Annotated in this window: 20 protein-coding genes; 10 read left to right on the forward strand and 10 right to left on the reverse strand. The window is 60.4% G+C overall.

Going from position 1 to position 21,343, the window contains the following annotated elements:
• Positions 1-40 precede the first annotated feature (40 nt).
• A complete protein-coding gene (locus J2X71_RS17815; RefSeq protein WP_310383451.1) occupies positions 41-535 on the reverse strand; it encodes an N-acetyltransferase in 495 nt (164 codons plus the stop codon).
• 7 nt (positions 536-542) lie between these two features.
• Positions 543-2,858 carry a methyl-accepting chemotaxis protein gene (locus J2X71_RS17820; protein ID WP_310383453.1) on the reverse strand — a complete coding sequence of 772 codons (2,316 nt, stop codon included), beginning with the start codon at positions 2,856-2,858 and terminating at the stop codon, positions 543-545.
• Between the two features lie 248 nt (positions 2,859-3,106).
• Here J2X71_RS17820 and ruvC point away from each other — a divergent pair, with 248 nt between their 5' ends.
• The 6 genes from ruvC to J2X71_RS17850 all read left to right on the forward strand — a co-directional run bounded on the left by ruvC (position 3,107) and on the right by J2X71_RS17850 (position 7,468).
• A complete protein-coding gene (gene ruvC, locus J2X71_RS17825; protein ID WP_310383455.1) occupies positions 3,107-3,634 on the forward strand; it encodes a crossover junction endodeoxyribonuclease RuvC in 528 nt (175 codons plus the stop codon).
• A 12-nt stretch (positions 3,635-3,646) separates the two neighbouring features.
• Positions 3,647-4,261 (forward strand): Holliday junction branch migration protein RuvA, encoded by a 615-nt coding sequence (gene ruvA / locus J2X71_RS17830; protein WP_310383457.1) that lies wholly within the window; start codon positions 3,647-3,649, stop codon positions 4,259-4,261.
• Positions 4,262-4,331: 70 nt separating this feature from the next.
• On the forward strand, positions 4,332-5,369 hold the full coding sequence (gene ruvB, locus J2X71_RS17835; RefSeq protein WP_183735182.1) for a Holliday junction branch migration DNA helicase RuvB: 1,038 nt from the start codon (positions 4,332-4,334) through the stop codon (positions 5,367-5,369).
• Positions 5,370-6,272: a metallophosphoesterase gene (locus tag J2X71_RS17840; RefSeq protein ID WP_310383464.1), complete on the forward strand. Its 903-nt coding sequence runs from the start codon at positions 5,370-5,372 to the stop codon at positions 6,270-6,272. It abuts the gene before it with no gap.
• Between the two features lie 4 nt (positions 6,273-6,276).
• The gene (locus J2X71_RS17845; RefSeq protein WP_113320853.1) at positions 6,277-6,789 is read left to right on the forward strand and encodes an NUDIX hydrolase; all 513 of its coding nucleotides are present in this window, start codon (positions 6,277-6,279) and stop codon (positions 6,787-6,789) included.
• A gap of 115 nt (positions 6,790-6,904) precedes the next feature.
• Positions 6,905-7,468, forward strand: a complete 564-nt coding sequence (locus J2X71_RS17850) for a DinB family protein (RefSeq protein ID WP_310383467.1) — start codon at positions 6,905-6,907, stop codon at positions 7,466-7,468.
• A gap of 59 nt (positions 7,469-7,527) precedes the next feature.
• Here J2X71_RS17850 and J2X71_RS17855 read toward each other — a convergent pair whose 3' ends face one another.
• The 6 genes from J2X71_RS17855 to J2X71_RS17880 all read right to left on the reverse strand — a co-directional run bounded on the left by J2X71_RS17855 (position 7,528) and on the right by J2X71_RS17880 (position 16,054).
• On the reverse strand, positions 7,528-8,910 hold the full coding sequence (locus J2X71_RS17855; protein WP_310383469.1) for an AcvB/VirJ family lysyl-phosphatidylglycerol hydrolase: 1,383 nt from the start codon (positions 8,908-8,910) through the stop codon (positions 7,528-7,530).
• Complete coding sequence (gene mprF, locus J2X71_RS17860) at positions 8,907-11,513, reverse strand: bifunctional lysylphosphatidylglycerol flippase/synthetase MprF (protein WP_310383471.1); 2,607 nt, start codon at positions 11,511-11,513, stop codon at positions 8,907-8,909. The genes J2X71_RS17855 and mprF overlap by 4 nt, the downstream gene beginning before the upstream one ends.
• Positions 11,514-11,715: 202 nt before the next feature.
• Positions 11,716-13,791, reverse strand: coding sequence for a mechanosensitive ion channel family protein (locus J2X71_RS17865; protein WP_310383473.1), 2,076 nt, complete (start codon positions 13,789-13,791; stop codon positions 11,716-11,718).
• Between the two features lie 147 nt (positions 13,792-13,938).
• The gene (gnd, locus tag J2X71_RS17870; protein WP_310383475.1) at positions 13,939-14,964 is read right to left on the reverse strand and encodes a phosphogluconate dehydrogenase (NAD(+)-dependent, decarboxylating); all 1,026 of its coding nucleotides are present in this window, start codon (positions 14,962-14,964) and stop codon (positions 13,939-13,941) included.
• 239 nt (positions 14,965-15,203) lie between these two features.
• Positions 15,204-15,560 (reverse strand): hypothetical protein, encoded by a 357-nt coding sequence (locus J2X71_RS17875; RefSeq protein ID WP_310383477.1) that lies wholly within the window; start codon positions 15,558-15,560, stop codon positions 15,204-15,206.
• 11 nt (positions 15,561-15,571) lie between these two features.
• Positions 15,572-16,054: an SRPBCC domain-containing protein gene (locus tag J2X71_RS17880; RefSeq protein WP_310383479.1), complete on the reverse strand. Its 483-nt coding sequence runs from the start codon at positions 16,052-16,054 to the stop codon at positions 15,572-15,574.
• A 56-nt stretch (positions 16,055-16,110) separates the two neighbouring features.
• On the opposite strand from J2X71_RS17880, the gene J2X71_RS17885 reads away from it, so the two are divergent.
• The 3 genes from J2X71_RS17885 (at position 16,111) to J2X71_RS17895 (ending at position 18,113) form a co-directional block, all read left to right on the forward strand.
• Positions 16,111-16,443 carry a metalloregulator ArsR/SmtB family transcription factor gene (locus tag J2X71_RS17885; RefSeq protein ID WP_310383481.1) on the forward strand — a complete coding sequence of 111 codons (333 nt, stop codon included), beginning with the start codon at positions 16,111-16,113 and terminating at the stop codon, positions 16,441-16,443.
• Positions 16,444-16,493: 50 nt separating this feature from the next.
• Positions 16,494-17,027, forward strand: coding sequence for a helix-turn-helix transcriptional regulator (locus J2X71_RS17890; protein WP_310383483.1), 534 nt, complete (start codon positions 16,494-16,496; stop codon positions 17,025-17,027).
• Between the two features lie 96 nt (positions 17,028-17,123).
• Complete coding sequence (locus J2X71_RS17895) at positions 17,124-18,113, forward strand: NAD(P)-dependent oxidoreductase (RefSeq protein ID WP_310383484.1); 990 nt, start codon at positions 17,124-17,126, stop codon at positions 18,111-18,113.
• A gap of 113 nt (positions 18,114-18,226) precedes the next feature.
• Here J2X71_RS17895 and J2X71_RS17900 read toward each other — a convergent pair whose 3' ends face one another.
• Both J2X71_RS17900 and J2X71_RS17905 read right to left on the reverse strand, forming a co-directional pair.
• Positions 18,227-19,057: an aldo/keto reductase gene (locus J2X71_RS17900; RefSeq protein WP_310383486.1), complete on the reverse strand. Its 831-nt coding sequence runs from the start codon at positions 19,055-19,057 to the stop codon at positions 18,227-18,229.
• A 26-nt stretch (positions 19,058-19,083) separates the two neighbouring features.
• A complete protein-coding gene (locus J2X71_RS17905) occupies positions 19,084-20,277 on the reverse strand; it encodes an MFS transporter (RefSeq protein ID WP_310383488.1) in 1,194 nt (397 codons plus the stop codon).
• A 116-nt stretch (positions 20,278-20,393) separates the two neighbouring features.
• Between J2X71_RS17905 and J2X71_RS17910 the strand changes: the two genes are divergently transcribed.
• On the forward strand, positions 20,394-21,290 hold the full coding sequence (locus J2X71_RS17910; protein ID WP_310383490.1) for a LysR family transcriptional regulator: 897 nt from the start codon (positions 20,394-20,396) through the stop codon (positions 21,288-21,290).
• Positions 21,291-21,343 lie beyond the last annotated feature (53 nt).

Below are 21,343 nucleotides of genomic sequence, written 5' to 3' on the forward strand. Positions count from 1 at the left end.
AAATCGCAGCGCAAACAAAAGCAGCCGCAATGAGTGGCTATCATTCGTCGAAAGCAGGTGCGAATTTCAGTGCGCCAGAAGGTGGCGGCCCCTTGAAGACGATCCGCTGCACATATCGCGTATCGAGGTCGCCATATGTCAGCTTTCCATCGCTCTCGAAGCCGACGCCGCGATAAACGGCGGGATTACCGATCAGCGCACAGCCCGTCGCGTCACGCTCTCTCAGCAGATCGAGCCCTTTTAGGATCAGCTCTCTGCCGATCCCCTGCCGCTGCCGCTCCGGCTTTACCGAAATCGGCCCGAGCCCATACCATCCATCCTCGATATCACCGATCGTGATCGGCGAGAAAGCGACATGGCCGATGATCTCCCCGCCCTCTTCCGCGACGAGAGATAGTATCAAATCACCAGACGCGCGAAGATCCCTGACAATCCGCGCTTCGGTATTGTTGCTGTAAGGCATCGGCTCGAACGCCACCCGCGTCAGCTCGTGAATGGCATCCGCATCCTCGGGTCTTTCGAACCGGATCAGCATGATGCGATCACGCCCGTTTGCGCAGCAGATGCATGTCGGCGCTCTGCTGCTGATACCCTTCAGCAAGGGTGAAATTGCCGAGCTGGCGGTCCATCTCCACAGCTTCGGTTGCCAGACGGTGGATTGCAGCCGTCGTCTCCTCGACCATCGCCGCATTCTGCTGCGTCATGGAATCGAGCTCGGCGACTGAGCTGTTGATCTGCCGCAGGGTGTCGGCCTCTTCACGGGTGGATTCCATGATCTCGTTGATCTGGCCGTTGATGGATTCAACATGACCACCGATGCCGGTCAGCGCAACGCCGGCCCTTTCAACGAGCGCCACGCCGCTTTCCACCTCATGGGTGGATTTCTGCAACAGGCTGGAGATTTCCTTGGCAGCGCTCGAAGACCGCTGCGCCAGTTCGCGCACTTCCATGGCGACAACCGCAAAGCCCTTGCCGCTTTCGCCGGCGCGTGCCGCTTCGACACCAGCATTCAGCGCCAGCAGGTTGGTCTGGAAGGCGATATCGTCGATGACGGAAATGATGGTGTTGATCTGCCGTGAAGACGCCTGGATCGCTTCCATCGCCGCGATCGTCTCGCGCATGATCTGGCTGGAACCGATCGTCTCCTTCTTGGCATCGCGGGCGATGCGCGCGGCCTGCTCGGCGCGTTCGATCTGTACGCGCACCGACTGGGTGATGGCGCTGATCGCGTTGGCCGTCTCCGTGATCGAGCTTGCCTGGCGCTCGGTGCGGCCGGCCAGTTCATCGGCGCCCGTCCGCATCTCCTCGGAACCGGCCCGGACGGCCATGGAGTTGCCGCCGATCGCCGTCATCGTTTCGTTGAGCGTCGCCAGGGCCTCGTTGAAGTTCACACGCAGGCTTTCGAGCTCGCTCGGGAAGCGGGTTTCGATCTGGTAGGCCAGATCACCACTCGCCAGATAGTGAAGCCCCTCATCGAGTGCCGCGACGACATCCTGCAGGCTGCGGGCCTCCGCCTCGCGCTGAGCCAGATTCTGCTGGCGCTCGCTTTCAGTCCGCATGCGCGTTTGCTCGCTCGCAGCTTCGAGCTCGCGGCCTTCGATCAGCGACTGCTTGAAGCGAGCAAGCGCTTTCGCCATCGTGCCGATCTCATCCTTGCGGTTCTGGCTGCCGATCTCAACGTCGAGCTTGCCGTCTGCGACTTCGCGGGTCACGCCGGCAAGACGGGCAAGCGGCGAGAACAGGAAGTTGGTGATAAGGCCTGTGGCAATCGCCATGACAACGAGAACGCCAATGCCGATCGAGGTCAGCAATGTGGCGACCTCGATAGAGCCGGCATTCAATTCGCTGAGCAGCACGCTTTCAACGACGAGGAAACGGTCACCGCGATAATCGGTACCGCGGACGTAGGCGCGTGCCGCACCGTCGGCGCGATCGAAATCTGAAACCGTCATCGCAGAACTCGCAAGCGCGTCCTTGATGAAGGTGAACGGTGCAGCATCGAGCGTCGCAAGCTGGCCGGATGCATTGAGACCAACGGCCGAACCATCAGCCGAAATGATGGCCGTCTTTGCCGTGCTGCCGGATACGATACCCTTTGCCAGAATGCTGGTGACGACATCGTCGCGCACCTTGAACAGCATCAGCCCCTTCGCCTGGCCGAGCTTGACGATCGGCACGGCATAAAAGATCGCCGACTTGCCGCTGCCGGCATCGACACGCAAGCCGGAGAAGGCCGTCGGCGCGGAATCGTCCGTCGCCTTGGTGGTGTTTTCGATTGCCTTGGCATAGGCGATGCCCGCGCCGGTCGATTTCCAGGCGTCCGACTTCAGGTTTTCGGCGAAGTCGTCATTCTTCTTGTAGGAATAGAGCACGGTGCCGTCGAGATCGACGATCAAGAGGTCGTTGAAGGCGGTATCGGCGAGGTCACGCGCCACTTCGCTCTGCGTCTTCTCATGGCTCGAATAATAGAAACCGCTCGGACCCTCCGGCTTTGCGAGCTTCTCGCGCTGGTCGGCCGTGTTCGGATTGTTCGTGATGAAGACCTTTTTCAGCTCACCGCGAGCATCGCCGGAGCTCTTCTCCATCGTCTTCCAACCGCTCTTCAGGTTGGTGATCGACATCTGCAGCGCTTCGATGCGCGCAATCGAGGTTGCCTGGTTCTCAAGCTGCTCGAGTTGGTCCTGCAGCATGTCGCCGCGGAAGATCAGCACGCTCTCCTTGGCCTTCAGCGCCTGTTCGTCGGAAACGCGGCTGCTGGCGAAATAGGCGAGGATATTGATCACCGCGACCGAAAGCGTGGTCAGCAGGATGAAGGTGGCTATCACCTTGAAGGACAGGGACTGAAATCTCTGAGCCATGAAAACGAACCCTTCCGGAACGGCGACGCCGGCGAGTGGCATCCTGGAGACATCACCCACCGGTTGAACTGCAAACAGAGCATCGGAAGCCTTAAGCTTTGCGAAAGCCGGCTCCTCTCACATTTGATGGATTAGAATTCAGGCATTCGGTTTAATTCGCGGTAAATGCGGTCCCGCAAAAACAAGGCATGTTTTTGTTTTGTTCACATATCGATGGCACTTATTTCACCATCGCTATAGGGTGAACCATGCAAAACACGATTCGCATCATCGGTATCGATCCCGGCCTTCGCCGCACGGGATGGGGTATCATCGATACGCTCGGCAATTCGCTGCGCTTCGTTGCCTCGGGGACAGTCACTTCGGATGGGGACATGGACCTGGCCTCGCGCCTATGCCAGCTGCATGATGGGCTTGCCGATGTGGTCCATTCCTACAAGCCGGAAGAGGCAGCCGTCGAACAGACCTTCGTCAACAAGGACGCCGTCGCAACCCTGAAGCTCGGCCAGGCGCGCGGTATCGCCATGCTGGTGCCGGCCCGTGCCGGTTTGCCCGTATCGGAATATGCGCCGAACGCCGTGAAGAAGACCGTCATCGGTGTCGGTCACGGCGAAAAGCAGCAGATCCACATGATGCTGAAGATCCTGATGCCGAAGGCCGAGTTCAAGGGCAACGACGCCGCCGACGCACTGGCGATTGCCATCTGTCACGCCCATCACCGCGGCGCAAACCGCATGCGCCAGGCGATTGCCGGCGCTTCCGCAACCCATCCCTGACGGAACAAGATCATGATCGGCAAGCTGAAAGGCACCATAGACGAGATCGGCGATGACTATGTGCTCGTCGATGTGCATGGCGTCTGCTACGTCGCCTATTGCTCGGGGCGCACGCTCTCGAAGCTCGGCTCTGTCGGAGAAGCCTGCATCCTCTTTATCGAGACCTATGTGCGCGAGGACCAGCTCAAGCTGTTCGGTTTTCAGACGCAGCTCGAGCGCGAATGGTTCAACCTGCTGCAGAGCGTGCAGGGTGTCGGCGCGAAAGTGGCGCTTGCCGTGCTCTCGACGCTGACGCCGTCGGAACTTGCCAACGCGATCGCCTTGCAGGACAAAACCGCCGTTTCGCGCGCTCAGGGCGTCGGCCCCAAGGTTGCTGTCCGCATCGTCACCGAACTGAAGAACAAGGCGCCCGCCTTTGCCGGCGAGGCGATCAATATCGGCCTCAAGCAGGAGATCGGCGAAGGCGTGGCCGCAGCCCCCGTTGCCGACGCCGTTTCGGCCTTGACCAATCTCGGCTATTCGCGTGATCAGGCGGCCAATGCGGTTGCCGCCGCCATGAAGACGGCCGGCGAAGATGCGGATAGCGCCAAGCTGATCCGCCTCGGCCTGCGGGAACTCTCACGCTGATGGCCCCACAGGGTGTCAATGCAGGCCGCTTGGTGTATGGACTTGAGCAAGCTTCTAACGGAAATACCCAATGACTGATGCCCGCCTGATAACGCCGGAAAAGCGTGGCGAAGACTTCGACACCACGCTGCGCCCGCAGTCTCTGGACGAGTTCACCGGCCAGGCGGAGGCGCGCGCCAATCTCAAGATCTTCATCGAAGCGGCCAAAAACCGCGGTGAGGCGCTGGACCACGTTCTCTTCGTCGGCCCGCCCGGCCTTGGCAAAACGACATTGGCGCAGATCATGGCAAAAGAGCTCGGCGTCAATTTCCGCTCGACCTCCGGCCCCGTCATCGCAAAGGCCGGCGATCTGGCCGCTCTGCTGACCAATCTCGAAGAGCGCGACGTTCTCTTCATCGACGAAATCCATCGCCTCAACCCGGCGGTCGAGGAAATCCTCTATCCAGCCATGGAGGATTTCCAGCTTGACCTCATCATCGGCGAAGGCCCTGCCGCCCGCTCGGTGAAGATCGACCTGTCGAAATTCACGCTCGTTGCCGCCACCACCCGCCTCGGCCTGCTGACGACACCGCTGCGCGACCGTTTCGGTATACCGGTGCGTCTCTCCTTTTATACGGTGGAGGAACTGGAGCTGATTGTCCGCCGCGGCGCCCGCCTGATGGGCCTTGGCATGACCGATGACGGCGCCCGCGAAATCGCGCGGCGCGCCCGCGGCACCCCGCGCATTGCCGGCCGCCTGCTGCGCCGCGTGCGCGACTTCGCCGAAGTCGCAAGGGCCGAAGCTGTCACCCGCGAGATCGCCGACGAGGCTCTCACTCGCCTGCTGGTCGACAATATGGGCCTCGACCAGCTCGACAAGCGCTACCTCAACATGATCGCCGTCAATTTCGGCGGCGGCCCGGTCGGCATCGAAACCATCGCCGCCGGCCTCTCCGAGCCGCGCGACGCGATCGAAGACATTATCGAGCCCTATATGATCCAGCAGGGTTTTATCCAGCGCACGCCGCGCGGCCGCGTTCTGACCGCAATCGCATGGAAACATCTCGGCATGCAGCCGCCGAAGGATATGGAGGCTGCTCAGTTCGGGTTGTTCCGGGAGGACGATTGATTGATCAGCCGGCGCAGCTTTTTCAAACTCATGGGCGGCAGCTTTGCCGGCCTCACGGCACTCGGCGGATATGCCTTCGCCTATGAACCACTCGCCCGGCCCGCGATTTCCCGTTACGCGCTGACTCCGCCAGGGTGGACGCCCGGCCTCAAGCTGCGGCTTGTCGCACTTGCTGATCTTCACGCCTGCGAACCCTGGATGTCCACAGCCCGCATCGCTTCGATCTGCGCCCACGCCAACGAACTGGGAGGTGATATCACGCTCCTGCTTGGCGATTACGCGGCCGGCATGAACATGGTGACGCGCTATGTCCATTCCAGTGAATGGTCGAAGGCGCTGGCAACGCTCAAGGCCCCGCTCGGCGTCCATGCTATCATGGGCAACCATGATTGGTGGGAGGACAGGACCGCACAGAAGATTGGCGGAGGCGATACCTTCGGGCACAGAGCCTTGGCCGAAGCGGGCATCTCCGTTTACAGCAACCGTGCCACCCGGTTGGAAAAGGACGGGAATGGCTTTTGGCTGGCGGGTCTGGAGGACCAGCTGGCGCTCCTGCCGGGCAGGAAATGGGGCCGCAGCCGGATGCAAGGCCTCGACGATCTCGGCGGAACGCTTGCGCAGGTTTCCGACGACGCGCCCGTTATCCTCCTTGCCCACGAGCCCGATATATTTCCACGCGTGCCCGAACGAGTATCGCTGACACTGTCCGGCCATACGCATGGAGGACAGATCCGCCTTTTCGGCTATTCGCCAGTCGTGCCCTCGCGCTATGGCGACCGTTATGCCTATGGCCATATCGTCGAAAACGGCCGTAATATTATCGTCTCCGGCGGGCTCGGCTGCTCCATGGCGCCTATCCGCTTCGGCGTCCCGCCGGAAATTGTCGTCATCGATCTCGGATAACGTCATGCCCAAGCGAACCGTCGTCCGCCTCAATGCAGGCAGCCAGCGCTTCAACTACCGCATCGCGGGGCTTGGCTTTCGTGACGGGCACCTGCTTGTCCATCGCGCGGTTCACGAACCTTTCTGGACCATCCCCGGCGGTCGCGCCGAGATTGGCGAGACCTCGGAGGAAACATTGAAGCGGGAGATGATGGAAGAACTCGGTGTCGAGGTGACCGTCGGCCGCCTGCTCTGGATCGTCGAGAACTTCTTCCACTATGAAGGCCGCGAGTGGCACGAACTCGGCTTCTACTATCTCATGGAAATACCCGAGAATTTCCCTTTCCGCACGCATGAGATCATTCATCGGGTGGAGGACGGCGACAACCATCTGGAATTCAAATGGGTGCCCGCAACATTCCAGGCCCTGACCGCGCTCGATATTCCGCCCTATTTCCTTGCCGGCGAGATTGAAAATCTGCCAGTCACACCCCGCCATCTCGTGTGGCGCGATGGTGATCTCGACGACAAGGACTAGCGCAATTCCAGCAAGAGCGTGAAATCGGTTATGCACTCATAGTTGTGTGAAAACAAAGAGATAAAGCATTTCCGTGGTTCGGAGATAAACGGAAATGCTCCAAGGAGGAGACGCGATGCCGAGTTTCGACCCCTGCCGCATGTTCCGAAAGCTTGCCTACAACAATGCCCTGGCGAACAACCGGCTTCTTGCCGCCTGCGCAACCCTCAAGTCCGGTGAATTCGAGGCCACACGCACAAGCTTTTTCCCGTCGATCAAATCGACGCTGAACCACATCCTCACAGTCGACTGGTTCTATGTCGATGGGCTGGAAGGCGGTACGCTCGGCCTTAGCGCTTTCGACATCGAAGAACCCTTTGACGATATCCGATCGCTCTCCGCAGAACAGGCGAAGGTCGACCAGCGCCTTGTTGCAATCTGCGAAGGGCTGACACCCGAGAGGCTTGCTTCGACCGTGGAGCTTCAGCGCGATGGCCGCATCCAGCGAGAACGTATGGAGGATGTACTAAGCCACCTCTTCCAGCATCAGACGCATCACCGCGGACAGGTGCATGCCATGCTGGCCGGCAGCAGCGTCGCTCCGCCGCAACTCGACGAATTCATCGTCGACGACGATGCGAGGTTTCGGGGCGGCGAGATCGCCGCCCTTGGCTGGAGTGAACAGATGCTGATGCGTTAAAGCAATTCCAGCAAAAGTGCGCAGCGGTTTTGCGTTCGGAATTGCTGAGCCAGAAATACTCAGCCTTTGAGGCGCGCCTTCAGGCCATTAATGATCGTCTTGGTCAGAAGATCGTAATTTTCGTCAAAGTGATGATCGCCCGGCAGCTCGATGACCTCGCCGCCAACATCCTTGACGGCGGGGCAAGCCACGTCGTCATCATCATCCTTGCCGTAAACGCATTGGACGAGCTTCGGATCGGCGCCCTTGAGATCCTTGATGGGATCGCCGCCTGCCCCATCCGTCTTCTGGCCGAGCCAGCCCATGACGGAAATGACGTAATCGACCTGGTGCGATAGCGACAAAAGCGAAATCTGCGCTACTGCCGCCTTTTCGGCAGGTTTCAGAAGCTGATAGGTAGCGGGCAGGATATCCGCGCCGAAGGAATAGCCGATCAGCAAGACGTGCTTAACCTTCCACTGTTTGCGGTAGAATTCGATGATACGGGAGAGATCGTCGGCCGTTTCCTGCGGCTTCCGCTCCGTCCAGAAATAGCGCAGCGAGTCGATGCCGACGACGGGAATGCCTTCCTTCTGCAGCATGCCGCCTACTTCCTTGTCGATATCGCGCCAGCCGCCGTCGCCGGAATAAATCACGGCCATCGTATCGAGGTTCGGCTTGGCGTCGAGAATGGCAAGCGGCAGCCCGAGCGGATTGTCGAAGGCGCCCGAAGCCGTCACCAGATCGTCGAGCGTATCGGCAAACACAGTCTGTGCATCATCGGACGAGTCGCGGATATCGATCGCCTCATGCGCCTTTTTCAGATCCTCCACGTGAGCGCGACCGTCCTTATCGGCAGCAGGCGTGAAGGTGGCGATAACAGGATCCGGCAGGGCGCCATCGGTGAGCCCATAAACACTGCGGTCGCCGACCACCTTCCTCGTGGCCGGGGTGCAGAGCTCCTTGCTCAACGGAATGCCGGCATGCGGATCGACGGCAAATGTCTGGCCGATCGTCGCATCGGGTGTCTGTGCGGCAATGGCAAGCGCCAGCGCACCGCCTTCGCCGATGCCGGCAACGATCGGCAGGTGATAGGGGCTGTTGCCGGCGGCGCGCTGCACCTGCTGGCTGAGCGACTCAATATCGGAAACCGTGTAGATGCAGCCGTCGTTGAGACTGACGTCATAGCGGTTCAGCGCTTCCATATAGGACGGAAAATCGACGCCGATGACGACGGAACCCTGCGAAACCAGACGGTCTGCTTCGGTCTTTTCATTGTCTCCCCAGCCGGCTGCATCCGAAATCAGAAAGACGGCGCCCTTCACCTCGCCCTGCGGCAGGAAGATATGCGGCGAAGGAATAAGGCCAGTCTCGAAGGTCTGGGTGGTTTCATCCGCAGCATAGGACGGCGCAGCCGCGAGCATGCTGACGCACGCAGCAGCAAACAGTAACTTTTTCATCATTTTCTCACTACCCCTTTCAATCCGCCGCCGATCAGTAATGTCGCATCCATCAATGCGATCATCGGATTGCCCCCTCCTGAAACCGCAAGATAGCGCGGTTGCCAGTGCGGATGAAACTTGGATTTGAAGGCGCGAAGCCCCTTGAAGTTGTAGAAGCGCTCGCCGTGTTCGAAGACGGTACCGCCGATACGGTCCCAAACGGGCGCCACCTCGCGTTTCGACATGCCGGAGAGGGGCGCCATGCCGAGGTTGAAATGCGTAAAACCCTGGGTGCGCAGATATTCCATGATCTGCACGAACAGGAAGTCCATAGACCCCTTCGGCGCATCAGGCGAGAAGCGCATCAGGTCGATCGTCCCCTCCTCTTTCGCCGCGGTGACAAGGATATTGGCAAAGGCAACGATCCGGCCGTCCTTCTTGAGAACACCGACCGGCTGCGACGCCACATAGTCCGGATCGAAGGCGCCGAGCGAGAAGCCCTTCTCCTTGGCATTGTGATGTTCGAGCCACGCGTTGGAAACGGCCGAGAGATCGTCGATGATTCCGGGGATATCGACGGGTTCGACAACACTGAATTCCAGACCGTCGCGCTGGGCGCGGCTTGCGGTCTGGCGCAAGTTCGCCCATTTGCCGCCCTTCATCTCGAAGGTACGCAGATCAGCCACTGCAAGTTCGCCGAGTTTGAAGGCGCGCAGGCCCGCGTCCGCACAATGCGAGAGCAGCGCCGGCGAGATCTGGTAAAAGACGGCACGGCAGCCGGCGGCGCGCGCCGCTTCCACGAAGCGCCAGACCAGTTCCTGCACGGCATGATGGTCGCCGATCGGATCGAACAGTGCGATCCACGAGCGGCCCTGCCGGCCATACATGATGAAGGCATCGCCTTTTTCCGAGAACATGATGGACTTGTCGCCCATGCGCACCAGATTGGCGTCCGCACTGTCCTGTTTCTCGACGATCTCCACAGCGCGGCGGACCGCCTCCTCATCCGCCGGTTCCGGCTTGAAGGTCGCCGGCCGCAACAGGCTGAAAATGGCGATCGCCGAGGAAATGATGGTGATGCCGAGTACGGCACGCAGTCCGCGCGGCGCTTCCGCCGCGAATTCAAACTGCCACCAGAGTTGGTTGCTGTATTCCACGTCGCGATAGACGAACAGCAGGATGACAACCGCGCCGACGATGATCACGGCAATCGCCATCAGCCACGATGCCGTCATCGCCTGGTTGAGAAGCGAAGCATGGCGGGTAAAGAGCCGGCGGCTGACGAATAGGCCGAAGACCAGAAAGGCGAGGAAGGCCGCCTCGACAAGGGCAATCGCCTTCAGCAGCGAGAGCGTCAGAGCGGCAACGGCAGAAAACACCGCCACCCACCAGGCACCATCAAGCCGCTGGCCGAGGCCACGGGCGGCAACGACAAGTGCAAGGCCGAGCAGACTGGAGAGGAAATGCGCGCCTTCCACCATCGGCAGCGGCAGATAATTGGAGAGGAATTCGAGATTCTGATCGGGCGTCGGCGTCACGCTCGAAAAGATCAGCATGACGCCCAGGAGCAGCGCCAGCGCCGAAAGAAGCTGCGGCATCAGCCGCCCGCCGATGCGCCGAACGCTGGAAGCAGCCGGATGATCCACGAAGCGGCGTAGCTCCGTGGCGGAGACCGCAAGGATGGCGATCAAGAGCGGCAGCACATGATAGATCAGACGGTAGAGCACCAATGAGCCGAGAACGGCATCGATATTTACCGCGCTGCCGAGCGAAGCAATGATGACTGTTTCAAAAACGCCGAGGCCCGCCGGCACATGGCTCAGCACGCCAAGCCCGACGGCAATCGCATAAACCGCCAGGAACACCGGCCAGCCGATCGCCGTCTGCGGCAGGAGCACGTAAAGCACCGTGGCGGAAGCTGCGATATCGAAGGCAGTCACCAGGAACTGACGCGACCAGGTGCGCGAATCCGGCAGGCGAAGTGCGATCGACCCGATTTCGATCACCCGGCCCTCGCGGCCGAGCACCATGAGGGAGCCGAGAATCGCCAAGATGACAGCCGCGATGATACGAAGCCACAGGCTGCTGACACTGATCAGCGGCGCGATCTCATCGGCGATGATGAGAAGCGCGATCGCCGACACGGCAGCAAGGCCAAGGCCGAAGGACAGCGTCACGAAGGCGATGACGCGGCCGATATCTTCAGGCGAAAGCCCAAGCCGCGTATAGGCGCGGTAACGGATCGCTCCACCCGAAAGCGCGCCGAAACCAGCGGTGTTACCGACCGCATAGGCACTGAAGGCCGTGAGCGCGACATGCGGGAAAGGCAGCCGCTTGCCGATATACTCGATTGCGTTGAGATCGTAGAAGACGAGTGCCATAAAGCTCAGCGCGGTAAAGAACAAGGCGAGCAGGATCGAACTCAGCCGGGTTTCCGCCAGGGCCTCGACGACGTCGTCATAGCGCACTTCATCTGTCAGCTGCATGATCGCGTAGCCGACAAGGCAAAAAATGAGGAGCGTGGCAAGAGCCGTCAGCGGAGTGCGATAGCGCCGGAAAACTGCGCCAAAGGAAAAGCCCTCATCAGTCTCTGAATTCTCTTCCAACTTGCCGTGACCCGACATCTCGTACCTGCTGCAATTGCCAATCTGGCGGGAATCTCTTTCGAGAGACGTAACATAAGCAACATGCAAGCTCTATGAACCATGTTGCGGCTACCCACACCCGCGCACTTGCCGCCTCCTTCATCCTCAATTGGGGCAAATTTGCGCAGTGCACAGGCTTGATCGCATTGCAGTTTCGTAAGCTTTGTCTTGCGTTTGAAGATCAGGCCGCCGGTTCACCCCCGGCACGGGCCTGAGCCGCATAACGCGCTGCGGCAACGTTCGCCTCAACCTCGCGCTCGCCCGAAACCTGCACGGTCGGAACAGCGAATTCGATGCCGTTCTCCTTGAAGGCATTGCGGATCATCGCCAGCGCATTGCGGCGGATGACGAACTGCTCGCCCGGTTTGGTCATCATAGAAAGTCTGAGCTCGATTGCGAATTCGCCGAACTGCTCCACACCCTTCATCTTCAGCGTTTCGATAATATTCGGACCCCACTCGGGGTTTTCGAGAAGCTGCTGGCCGATCTGCTTGATGATCTTCTTCGTTTTCACGAGGTCGGTGTCGTAGGTCACGTTCAGGCTTATCTTGTCGATCGTCCAATCGCGGTTGAGGTTCTTGACGGCCCCAAGCTCCCCGAAAGGCACCGTCGTCAGCGGCCCGCGGTGATGGCGGAGTTTAACGGAACGCAGGCTGAAGGCTTCGACGACGCCCTTGTGGCTGCCGCTTTCGATATATTCGCCGACGCGGAAGGCATCGTCCCACAAATAGAACATGCCGCTGATAACATCCTTGACGATGGTCTGCGCGCCGAAGCCAACCGCAACGCCGACGACACCGGCGCCGGCAATCAGCGGTCCGATTTCGATACCGACGCCCGAGAGCACCATAAGGGCCGCGATCAGGGCGATAACGACCGCGATGATGTTGCGGAAGATCGGCAGTAACGTCTGCAGACGAGCGCGCTTGACTTTCTCCTCGTCGCCGATTGGGCCATCGACGGGAGAATCCAGTAGCTTGCCGTCGATATAGGCCTTGACGAGATGCCAGAGCAGGTCCGCCGCAAGCAGGATGACAATGCCGCCGATGATGCCGCGCACCACCCGGTCGATCATCGTTTCGTTCGACGTCATCATCATAGCAGTTTCGACGCCGAGCATGCGCCCAAGCCAGATCGCCGCAAAGGCGATGATCAGAGCCCGCACACCGCGATCAAGCAACACGGTCGCAATACGCCGCTGGGCAAGGAAGCCCGCTTCGGCATGGTGGAAGGATTTGACGGCGAGCGTCGATACGGCAAGCACTCGCGGCAGCAGCAGGAGATAGATCAAGACCCAGAGGAGCCAATCGAAGCTCAAGACCCAGATGCCCCAGAGCAGTACGAAATAAAGGGTCAGCAGCCAGGTGACGGCATGGCTGCGCCGCGTTTCATTTCCCGGTCGTGACCAGACTGCTTCGGTCGCGATCAGGAAAAGACCGATGCCCAGCACATAGCCGACCAGATATCGCGTGGCCATCGAATAGCCCAGCGGCTCCATCGCTTGGAGAACGACCCAGCCGAAAACGAAATAGATGACGAATAGCGTGCAGCGCCGAAACCAGAATTGCGCGACGGCCGGGTCAACCGCAACGGTCTCGCCCTCGCCACGCGGCAGGGTGACGAGATCGACGATGACACCACCGATGGAAACGGCGAAACGCTGCACGACGACAGCGATGGCGATGGCGATCGCGATATTCTGGCTGACCGGCGGCCAGTTGAAGCTGACCAACGCAAGCCCCGTTGCGAGGCCGAAGACGATGGCGGGAATAACGCGCGCGGCCAGCCGCGTGCCGGTCATCTGCGCTGCTCGCTCCCGCCTTTCACGCACGGCCCTCCGCACCAAGATTTCGACGATGAATCCGGTGACGAGGATGGCGAGGAATTGCGCCGCCATGCGAAGTGGACCGGCCGCTCTCAATTCGCCAAGAAAAAGCGATGAAGCCCGCGCGATTTCGGATGGCAGCGTCATGGCCGCACCAGACACCATGGCGATGTGTCGGCGGGCGTGCTGAAGGCGGTCGGACAATATCGACATTTCCTGATCATTGCCGTCAGAAGCTGCCGGCGCCGCCATCTGCGTCGCCATCCATTGCTTGACCTCCGGCGTCTGCATCAGCTCCATCATCTGCCGCACCTGGGCAGGCGGTGGCGCAACGTCGGTGGAAGCTGCCGGCGTCGTCTGTGCGGAAACAGCGCTGAAAAGAGAAAGCCACAGCATGATGCCGCAGATGCCGATCGCAGAAATTCGCCCCATGCCCGCCTCCGGTTTTACACGTCAGGCATTTATGCAAGTGCTGCAGCCGAAAAGCCAGACGAACAAACGGTCTAGGCCGCAGTGACGACCAAAAGAAAGCCGCCGAACCTCGCGGACCGGCGGCTGACATAAAACAATGCGCTTAGATTACTTGTGCGGCTTCTCGGCATGGCCGCCGAAGCCGGCACGCATGGCAGAAAGCACCTTGTTGGCGAACTCGTCCTGGTCGCGCGAGGAGAAACGACCGTGCAATGCGGCGCTGAGCACCGGGGTCGGCACGCTTTCGTCGATGGCAGCCATGATCGTCCAGCGGCCTTCGCCGGAGTCCGAAACACGACCTGCATATTGGTTAAGGGCCGGGTCCTTGTGCAGAGCATCGGCCGTCAGGTCGAGCAGCCAGGAGGTGATGACGCTTCCTCGGCGCCAGACTTCGGAAATTTCCGGCAGGTTGAAATCGTACTGGTAGTATTCCGGATGGGAGAGCGGCGCCGTCTCGGCATCGGCCTCATGCGTCAGGGCGCCGACATTGGCGTGCTTCAGGATATTGAGGCCTTCGGCATAGGCGGCCATCAGACCATATTCGATGCCGTTATGAACCATCTTCACGAAGTGGCCGGCACCATGCGGGCCGCAATGCAGGAAACCTTGCTCGGCGGTGCTGAGAGCTGCAGCTTCCGGCGTGCGGTTCGGCGAGGCTTCCGCGGTGCCGTTGCCCGGCGCCAGCGTTGCGAAGATCGGCGACAGATGCTGCACGATACCCTTCTCGCCGCCGATCATTAGGCAATAGCCGCGTTCAAGGCCGAAGACGCCGCCGCTGGTGCCGACGTCGACATAGTGGATGCCCTTGGTGATGAGTTCCGCGCCACGGCGGATGTCATCATGATAATAGGAGTTGCCGCCGTCGATGAGGATATCGCCGTCATGCAGCAGTGGAACGATCGAGGCGATGACCTTGTCGGTGATCGCAGCCGGCAGCATCAGCCAGACGGCGCGCGGACGCGCGAGCTTCGAGACGAATTCTTCGAGCGAGCTACTACCGTCGGCGCCGAGACCAACGAGCTCGGCGACGCTTTCCGGCTTGGCGTCATAGACCACGCATTCGTGGCCGCCCCGCATCAAGCGCTGGACCATGTAATTGCCCATACGGCCCAAACCTACCATGCCAAGCTGCATCTGAAATCTCCTGGGATTTAATCGATATGATTCCGGAAACTAACACCCGCATCGTGACAGGCAAGCGAAGTCTCTGTCACGAAAGCGAGTGCGTCTATTGCACCTTGCGCAGGGCTATGCCTTCCGCACTCAGCAATCTGCCGTCTTTAGAGCGTAATTCCAACCCTCCAACAGACATATAGCCGCCTCATCGGCGGCTATATGATCTTCTGGCTGCTCCGCACCGGTTCAGCTCGCCGCTAATTGCGGCTTGTCTCCCGTACCAGATGTACGATGCCAGTTGGGTTGAGTATCCAGCCCCCGCGAAGATTGGGTGGCAGTGGCTCGATGGGATCGCAGCGCGAAACACCGGCCTTCTCCAGGTACTCCGCGGCACGGTCGAAATCCGGCGTCATGAATTCCAGCCAGAGCTCAGCCTGGCTCATGGTCTCGACACGGTCGATCCAAAGCCGGATCGGCCCAAGCTCGAAGGAGATATCGTCCCCTTCGATTTCTTTCAGCTTCACAATGTCGCGATAGAAGGAAACGGTGGCTTCATACTGATGCGGCGGAACCTTCATCGCGACATCAACGCCGCCATAGATCAGGTCGTTCATGACGCTTCCCCTCAACCTTCCTGCGCTTTGGCCTGCTCACCCCGCATCTCGCTGAGGAACATGCCTTCGCGCAGATTGATGCCGTATTCGACGAAGGCTTTCATGCAGCAGAACATCTGCGTCCAGCCTTCGAGATTCTGGTAGGTTCCGCGGCGCCCCGGCTCATCCTCATGCCAGCCATCCTCGGCGATGGTCACCATGGTGCCACCGTCATCAAGCGGTTTGAAATTCATCTCTACGAGGGTTTTGTAAGGCTTCTTCTCCTCGTCCGTTGCGCCATCCCAGCGCAGTACGATCTTGCTGTCAGGCACGAGCTCGACCACCTCGACCGGCACATCTTTCCACCAGGTCACCGTCGTACCCTGCACCAGCGGCGCGCTGGCACCGCCCACTGTGGTGAAATAGCCCGACAGTTTCTTCGGATTGACGACCGCATCGAAGACATCAGCCACCGGGCGGCCGATGCGGCCCGAGACGCGAATATTGAGGGACATGCGACTTCCTCCTCTTCTCCGTTGTATCCATCTCAATTATGTTATAAAAACATAACATGTCAAGCGAATCGGATCACGACCCCATTTTCAAGGCGCTGGCGCATCGCCGCCGCCGCGATATTCTCGATCTTCTGAAGGATGGGCCGCGCACGACCGGCGCGCTCTGCGAAGCATTCCCGGAAATGGATCGCTGCACTGTCATGCAGCATTTGAAGGTGCTGGAGGAAGCCGATCTGGTGATCGCCAGGAAAGAAGGCCGGGAGCGCTGGAACCATCTGAACAGCCTGCCGATCAAGCAGATTCACGACCGCTGGATCAGCGCCTACGCCGGCCACGCATTGTCCATTCTCGACCGGCTGAAGAGCGACCTCGACAGTCCTTCCTACTAGCTTGCGGAAGCAATCGTCGCGGTTCTATGATGAAAGGCGAGGGAGGAACCATGCCAATATCGGGAGCTGCCATCCGTCGCATGCGCCAGCTGCGCAATATGAAGCAGGAGCATCTGGCGGAATTGCTCGCCGTCAACCAGGCGACCGTCTCCCGCTGGGAGCGCGGCATCCTGCCAGTCACCGTCGCTCAGGCAATGCGGCTGGAAAGCATCTTTGCTTCCCCGTTATCCTCCGCCGATGCCGCATTGAAACGGCTGGTCGAACATTCCCTAAGCAAGGTTCATCTCATCTGCGACCGCACCCACAGGCTTCTTGCCGCTTCCAGTGCACGGCAGAGCGAATGGCGCCTGCCGCTCTCCGATTTTCTGGACAGGCCTCTGTTCTCCTATGCGTCGCAGGAGATCGTAAAGACGGAGGGCGAACTCGTCGGCCTCGGCTGGCATGAGGGCCAAATAAATTCGCTGACACTGGAGACAGGCGCTAACGGAAATCCGCACCTGCCTATTGCCGCCGGGCGTGTGCTCTGGGAGCGCATCTTCCTGGCCGATGGCAGCGCCGCAAGGCTGGTTACGACAGTCGGCTGAGCCTGCAGAATTCCTGTATCCTGCTGCATAAATTATGCGTTGCCCCGCCGAAGCGGCCTTTGTTAGCGTCCGTCGCCAACTGTCTGGAGACGCAGAATGACGATACTGGTGACGGGAAGCGCCGGCCATCTGGGCGAAGCGCTGATGCGGACGTTGAGGGATCAAGGCCGTCGGGTGCGCGGCATCGATATCAAACCCTCGCCTTTTACCGATATGACCGGATCGATCACCGATCCCGATTTCATCCGCCGCGCGATGACAGGCATCACCGCCGTTATCCACGCCGCCACGCTGCACAAGCCGCATGTCGGAACGCACACCAACAAGGATTTCATCCATACCAACGTCACGGGCACGATGGACCTGCTCGAACAGGCAGTCGTCGTTGGCGTAACAAGCTTCGTCTTCACCAGCACCACCAGCGCTTTCGGAGCAGCCCTGCGCCCAGCCGCAGACGAACCGGCCGCCTGGGTCACCGAGGATGTTCTGCCCGTTGCCCGCAACATCTACGGCGTGACGAAGATCGCCGCCGAAGGCATCTGCGAACTCTTCGCGCGCAACATGTCGCTGCCTGTCGTCATTCTAAGGACTTCGCGATTCTTCCCGGAAAATGACGACGACCTTGATAGCCGCAACCACTATTCCGCCGAAAATGCCCAGGCCAACGAGTTGCTTTATCGGCGCGTCGATATCGAGGATGTGGTCGACGCCCATCTGCTGGCACTGGAAAGAGCGCCGTCTATTGGCTACGGCCGGTACATCATCTCGGCAACGGCACCCTTCACCGAAGCCGATCTCGCCGACCTGCGCCGTGATGCGCTCGCGACCGTGGAGCGCCTTTTCCCCGGCATGGCCGCGCTTTACGCGGAGCGCGGCTGGACGATGTTTCCGCACTTCGACCGTGTCTATGTCAATGCGCTGGCCCGGCAGGAACTCGGCTGGCACCCGAAGTATGATTTTCGGCACGTGCTCGATTGCCTGCGCGACGGCAGGGAATGGAGAAGTCCGCTCGCTCTGGTCGTCGGCGCAAAGGGCTATCACGACCAGATTTTCGAGGATGGGCCTTACCCGCTCCAGCGCCGCTGATACGGACCGCGAGGCCGGCCGTCTGCGGCGGGGCGACCCGGTGATCGTCGCAGATATCGCCGAACTTGCCTGAGCTATTGCAAATAGGGAAACGGGCGCCGAAGCGCCCGTTCTCAAGCTGCCTTGTCCCAGGCCGGCGCCAACCCTTCCGGGCTGACGATACGGCCATCGGGTTTCGCCAACCCATGGATCGCCGCCACATCCTCGGAAGAGAGTTCGAAATCGAAGATCGCTGCATTCTCCTCAGCGCGTTGTTCCGAGACGGTCTTTGAAAGTGCGATCAGATCCTGCTGAATGATCCAGCGGAGCACGATCTGGGCAATCGACTTGCCATGTTTCGCGGCAATCGCCTTCAACACCGCATCCTCAAGCACCTTGCCGTCAGCCATGGCGTAGTAGGCCGTCACGGATATATCGAGCTGCTTTGCAGCGCGCAGCACCGGCGTTTGATCGATATAGGGATGATACTCCACCTGGTTCGTCACGATCGGCAGGCTGCTAAGCGCTACGGCCTGGCGCATCAGATCCGTGTTGAAGTTCGACACGCCGATATGGCGCACCTTGCCTGCCTTCGCGACTTCATTCAGCGCGCCGATCTGCTCGGCAAGCGGCACGGCCTCGTTTGGCCAGTGAAGCAGCAGCAGGTCCACATAATCTGTCTTCAGCTTCTTCAGGCTTTCGTCGACCGAAGCGATCAAGGCAGCACGCTTGTAGTTCTCGACCCAGACCTTGGTGGTCAGGAAGATATCGCCACGGGCGACGCCGGAGCGGCGGATACCCTCGCCAACCTCGGCCTCGTTGCCGTAGATCTGCGCGGTATCGATATGGCGATAACCGTTGGCGAGCACGTGCGAGACCATGCGTTCGGCATCCGGGCCCGGCACGCGGAACGTGCCAAAGCCGAGGGCGGGAATGGAGGCGCCGTTGGCGCTGACGAATTTCATGCTGTTTCCTTTCGAGTGAGGAGAGATCAGGCCGCGCTGCAGGCAACGGCTGCAGCCGGGCCGGAGCGGCGGTCGAGGGCGCCGCTGCGGATGGTAAGGCCAAGGGCAACGACGACGAGGCCTGCCGCAACGAAGGGCGTGGCGCCCAGTCCGAAACGAGACTCGACCACCAGGCCGCCGATCCAGGCGCCCATGGCAATGCCGAGATTAAAGGCGGCGATATTGAGCGCTGAGGCGACATCGACGGCATTCGGCTGCAGCTGGCGTGCAAGCTGCACGACATAGAGCTGCAGGCCGGGCACATTGGCGAAGGACAGGAAGCCAAGGATCGCAAGCGTCGGAATGGTCAACCAGGGCGAGACGGCCGTAAAGCCGAAGAGAACCAGCACAAGCGCTTGGGCGATGAACAGGAAGGTCAGTGCTTTGACGGGATCGCGGTTGGAGATTCGCCCGCCAACGACGTTGCCGACGGCAATCGCCACGCCATAGAGCATCAGGATCAGGCCGACGGCCGAGGAGGCAAAGCCGGTGATCTGCTCGAGGATCGGCGCAAGGAAGGTAAAGGCGACGAAGGTTCCGCCGTAGCCCAGCGCCGTCATCGCATAGACGAGCAACAGCCGGCCCGTGGCAAGCACGCGGATCTGTTCGCCGATACTGGCCGGCGGCGCCTTCTTGAGGTTCGAGGGCAGCAGGAAGGCGATGCCTGCGAAAGCGATCACACCAAGGCCGGCAACGGCAGCGAAGGTGGTGCGCCAGCCGAAAGTCTGGCCGATAAAGGTGCCGAGCGGAACGCCTGTGACGATTGCAACCGTCAGGCCCATGAACATCATAGCGATGGCCGATGCGCGGCGGTTTTCCGGCACCAGATCGGCAGCGATCGTGGAACCGACGGAGAAGAACACCCCGTGCGCGAAGGCCGAGACGACGCGGGCAATCAGCAGCACTTCATAACCGGGGCTGAGCGCCGCGATGATGTGGCCGATAATAAAGAGCGCCATCAACCCAAGCATGAGCGGCTTGCGCTCGATCCGTCCGGTGAGCGCGGTCAGGATGGGTGCGCCGAAGGTGACACCCAGCGCATAGACGCTGACGATGAGGCCGGCAAGCGGCAGAGTGATGTGAAGGTCGCTGGCAACCGTCGGCAGCAGGCCGACGATGACGAATTCCGTGGTCCCGATCGCATAGGCCGCGATCGTCAACGCAAAGAGAGCAAGTGGCATGAGAGTGACCCGATGGTTTGGTTCTTGTTCGGGTCGGAATATGGGCGTGGCGCACCTGTTCGATAATCGCCTATAATAGCTCAACAGTTGTGAATTCAATTCAAGATCGGAAGCAGATGGATAACCGCGTCGGCGAGATGGATGTCTTTGTACAGGTGGCCGGACTGCAGAGCTTCTCCGCGGCCGGCCGCAAGCTCAGGCTTTCGCCCTCTGCCGTCAGCAAGCTCGTCACGCGGCTGGAAGATCGCCTCGGCACACGTCTTCTCGTGCGCACCACCCGCGCCCTGCAGCTGACGCCGGAGGGTGAAATCTATCTTGAACGCTCCCGCCGCATCCTCTCCGACATCGAGGAGACGGAACGCGCCGTCTCAGCCGGCGGCACGACGGTCGCGCGCGGCCGCCTGCGCGTCAGCACTTCCGTCGCCTTTGGCGTTCGCTACATCGTCCCGCTGGTGCCCGATTTCCTCAAACTCTATCCCGAGGTCGATCTCGACCTCGCACTCAGCGATGGCATCATCGATATCGTCGGCGAACGCGCCGACATCGCCATTCGCTCGGGCGCCTTACGCGATTCCTCGCTGAAGGCGCGCAAGCTGCTCGAAAGCCGCCGCGTCATCGTCGCCTCACCTGCCTATCTGAAACGGGAAGGCATGCCGGAAAACCCCGACGATCTCGACCGCCACAATTGCCTGACCTTCAGCTTCCGCTCGACCTCAGAGGAATGGCAATTCCGCGATCCCAGCAACGGCGACCGCTTTTCAAGACCAGTCTTCGGCAACCTCGAAACCAATAACGGGCCAACTGCACGCAGCCTTTGCCTCGCCGGTCTCGGCCTCGCCCGCGTCGGTCAGTTCCATGTGCAGCCGGATATCGATGCTGGAGCTTTGGTGCCTGTGCTGGAAGCCTATAACCCCGAGGATATCGAACTCATCCACGCCGTCTATCCCGGTCACGAGCATCTCGCGGCACGCATCCGCGCCTTCATTGATTTTCTAGTTAAGAACATCCGATAGGCCGACTATAGCTGAAGACCACCGTCATCGCACTGTCACAGGGCAACGATAGC

The sequence above is a fragment of the Rhizobium sp. 1399 genome (assembly GCF_031455475.1).
Taxonomy (GTDB): Bacteria; Pseudomonadota; Alphaproteobacteria; order Rhizobiales; family Rhizobiaceae; genus Rhizobium.

Excerpts from the sequence above, each read along its gene's own strand:
- J2X71_RS17880 (WP_310383479.1), bottom strand. The coding sequence starts at position 16,054 with ATGTCCCTCAATATTCGCGTCTCGGGCCGCATCGGCCGCCCGGTGGCT.
- J2X71_RS17900 (WP_310383486.1), bottom strand. The coding sequence starts at position 19,057 with ATGAAATTCGTCAGCGCCAACGGCGCCTCCATTCCCGCCCTCGGCTTT.
- J2X71_RS17885 (WP_310383481.1), top strand. The coding sequence starts at position 16,111 with ATGTCAAGCGAATCGGATCACGACCCCATTTTCAAGGCGCTGGCGCAT.
- J2X71_RS17855 (WP_310383469.1), bottom strand. The coding sequence starts at position 8,910 with ATGATGAAAAAGTTACTGTTTGCTGCTGCGTGCGTCAGCATGCTCGCG.
- J2X71_RS17845 (WP_113320853.1), top strand. The coding sequence starts at position 6,277 with ATGCCCAAGCGAACCGTCGTCCGCCTCAATGCAGGCAGCCAGCGCTTC.
- J2X71_RS17850 (WP_310383467.1), top strand. The coding sequence starts at position 6,905 with ATGCCGAGTTTCGACCCCTGCCGCATGTTCCGAAAGCTTGCCTACAAC.
- J2X71_RS17895 (WP_310383484.1), top strand. The coding sequence starts at position 17,124 with ATGACGATACTGGTGACGGGAAGCGCCGGCCATCTGGGCGAAGCGCTG.
- ruvC (WP_310383455.1), top strand. The coding sequence starts at position 3,107 with ATGCAAAACACGATTCGCATCATCGGTATCGATCCCGGCCTTCGCCGC.
- mprF (WP_310383471.1), bottom strand. The coding sequence starts at position 11,513 with ATGTCGGGTCACGGCAAGTTGGAAGAGAATTCAGAGACTGATGAGGGC.
- J2X71_RS17890 (WP_310383483.1), top strand. The coding sequence starts at position 16,494 with ATGCCAATATCGGGAGCTGCCATCCGTCGCATGCGCCAGCTGCGCAAT.
- ruvA (WP_310383457.1), top strand. The coding sequence starts at position 3,647 with ATGATCGGCAAGCTGAAAGGCACCATAGACGAGATCGGCGATGACTAT.
- J2X71_RS17905 (WP_310383488.1), bottom strand. The coding sequence starts at position 20,277 with ATGCCACTTGCTCTCTTTGCGTTGACGATCGCGGCCTATGCGATCGGG.
- ruvB (WP_183735182.1), top strand. The coding sequence starts at position 4,332 with ATGACTGATGCCCGCCTGATAACGCCGGAAAAGCGTGGCGAAGACTTC.
- J2X71_RS17815 (WP_310383451.1), bottom strand. The coding sequence starts at position 535 with ATGCTGATCCGGTTCGAAAGACCCGAGGATGCGGATGCCATTCACGAG.
- J2X71_RS17875 (WP_310383477.1), bottom strand. The coding sequence starts at position 15,560 with ATGAACGACCTGATCTATGGCGGCGTTGATGTCGCGATGAAGGTTCCG.
- J2X71_RS17820 (WP_310383453.1), bottom strand. The coding sequence starts at position 2,858 with ATGGCTCAGAGATTTCAGTCCCTGTCCTTCAAGGTGATAGCCACCTTC.
- J2X71_RS17910 (WP_310383490.1), top strand. The coding sequence starts at position 20,394 with ATGGATAACCGCGTCGGCGAGATGGATGTCTTTGTACAGGTGGCCGGA.
- J2X71_RS17865 (WP_310383473.1), bottom strand. The coding sequence starts at position 13,791 with ATGGGGCGAATTTCTGCGATCGGCATCTGCGGCATCATGCTGTGGCTT.
- gnd (WP_310383475.1), bottom strand. The coding sequence starts at position 14,964 with ATGCAGCTTGGCATGGTAGGTTTGGGCCGTATGGGCAATTACATGGTC.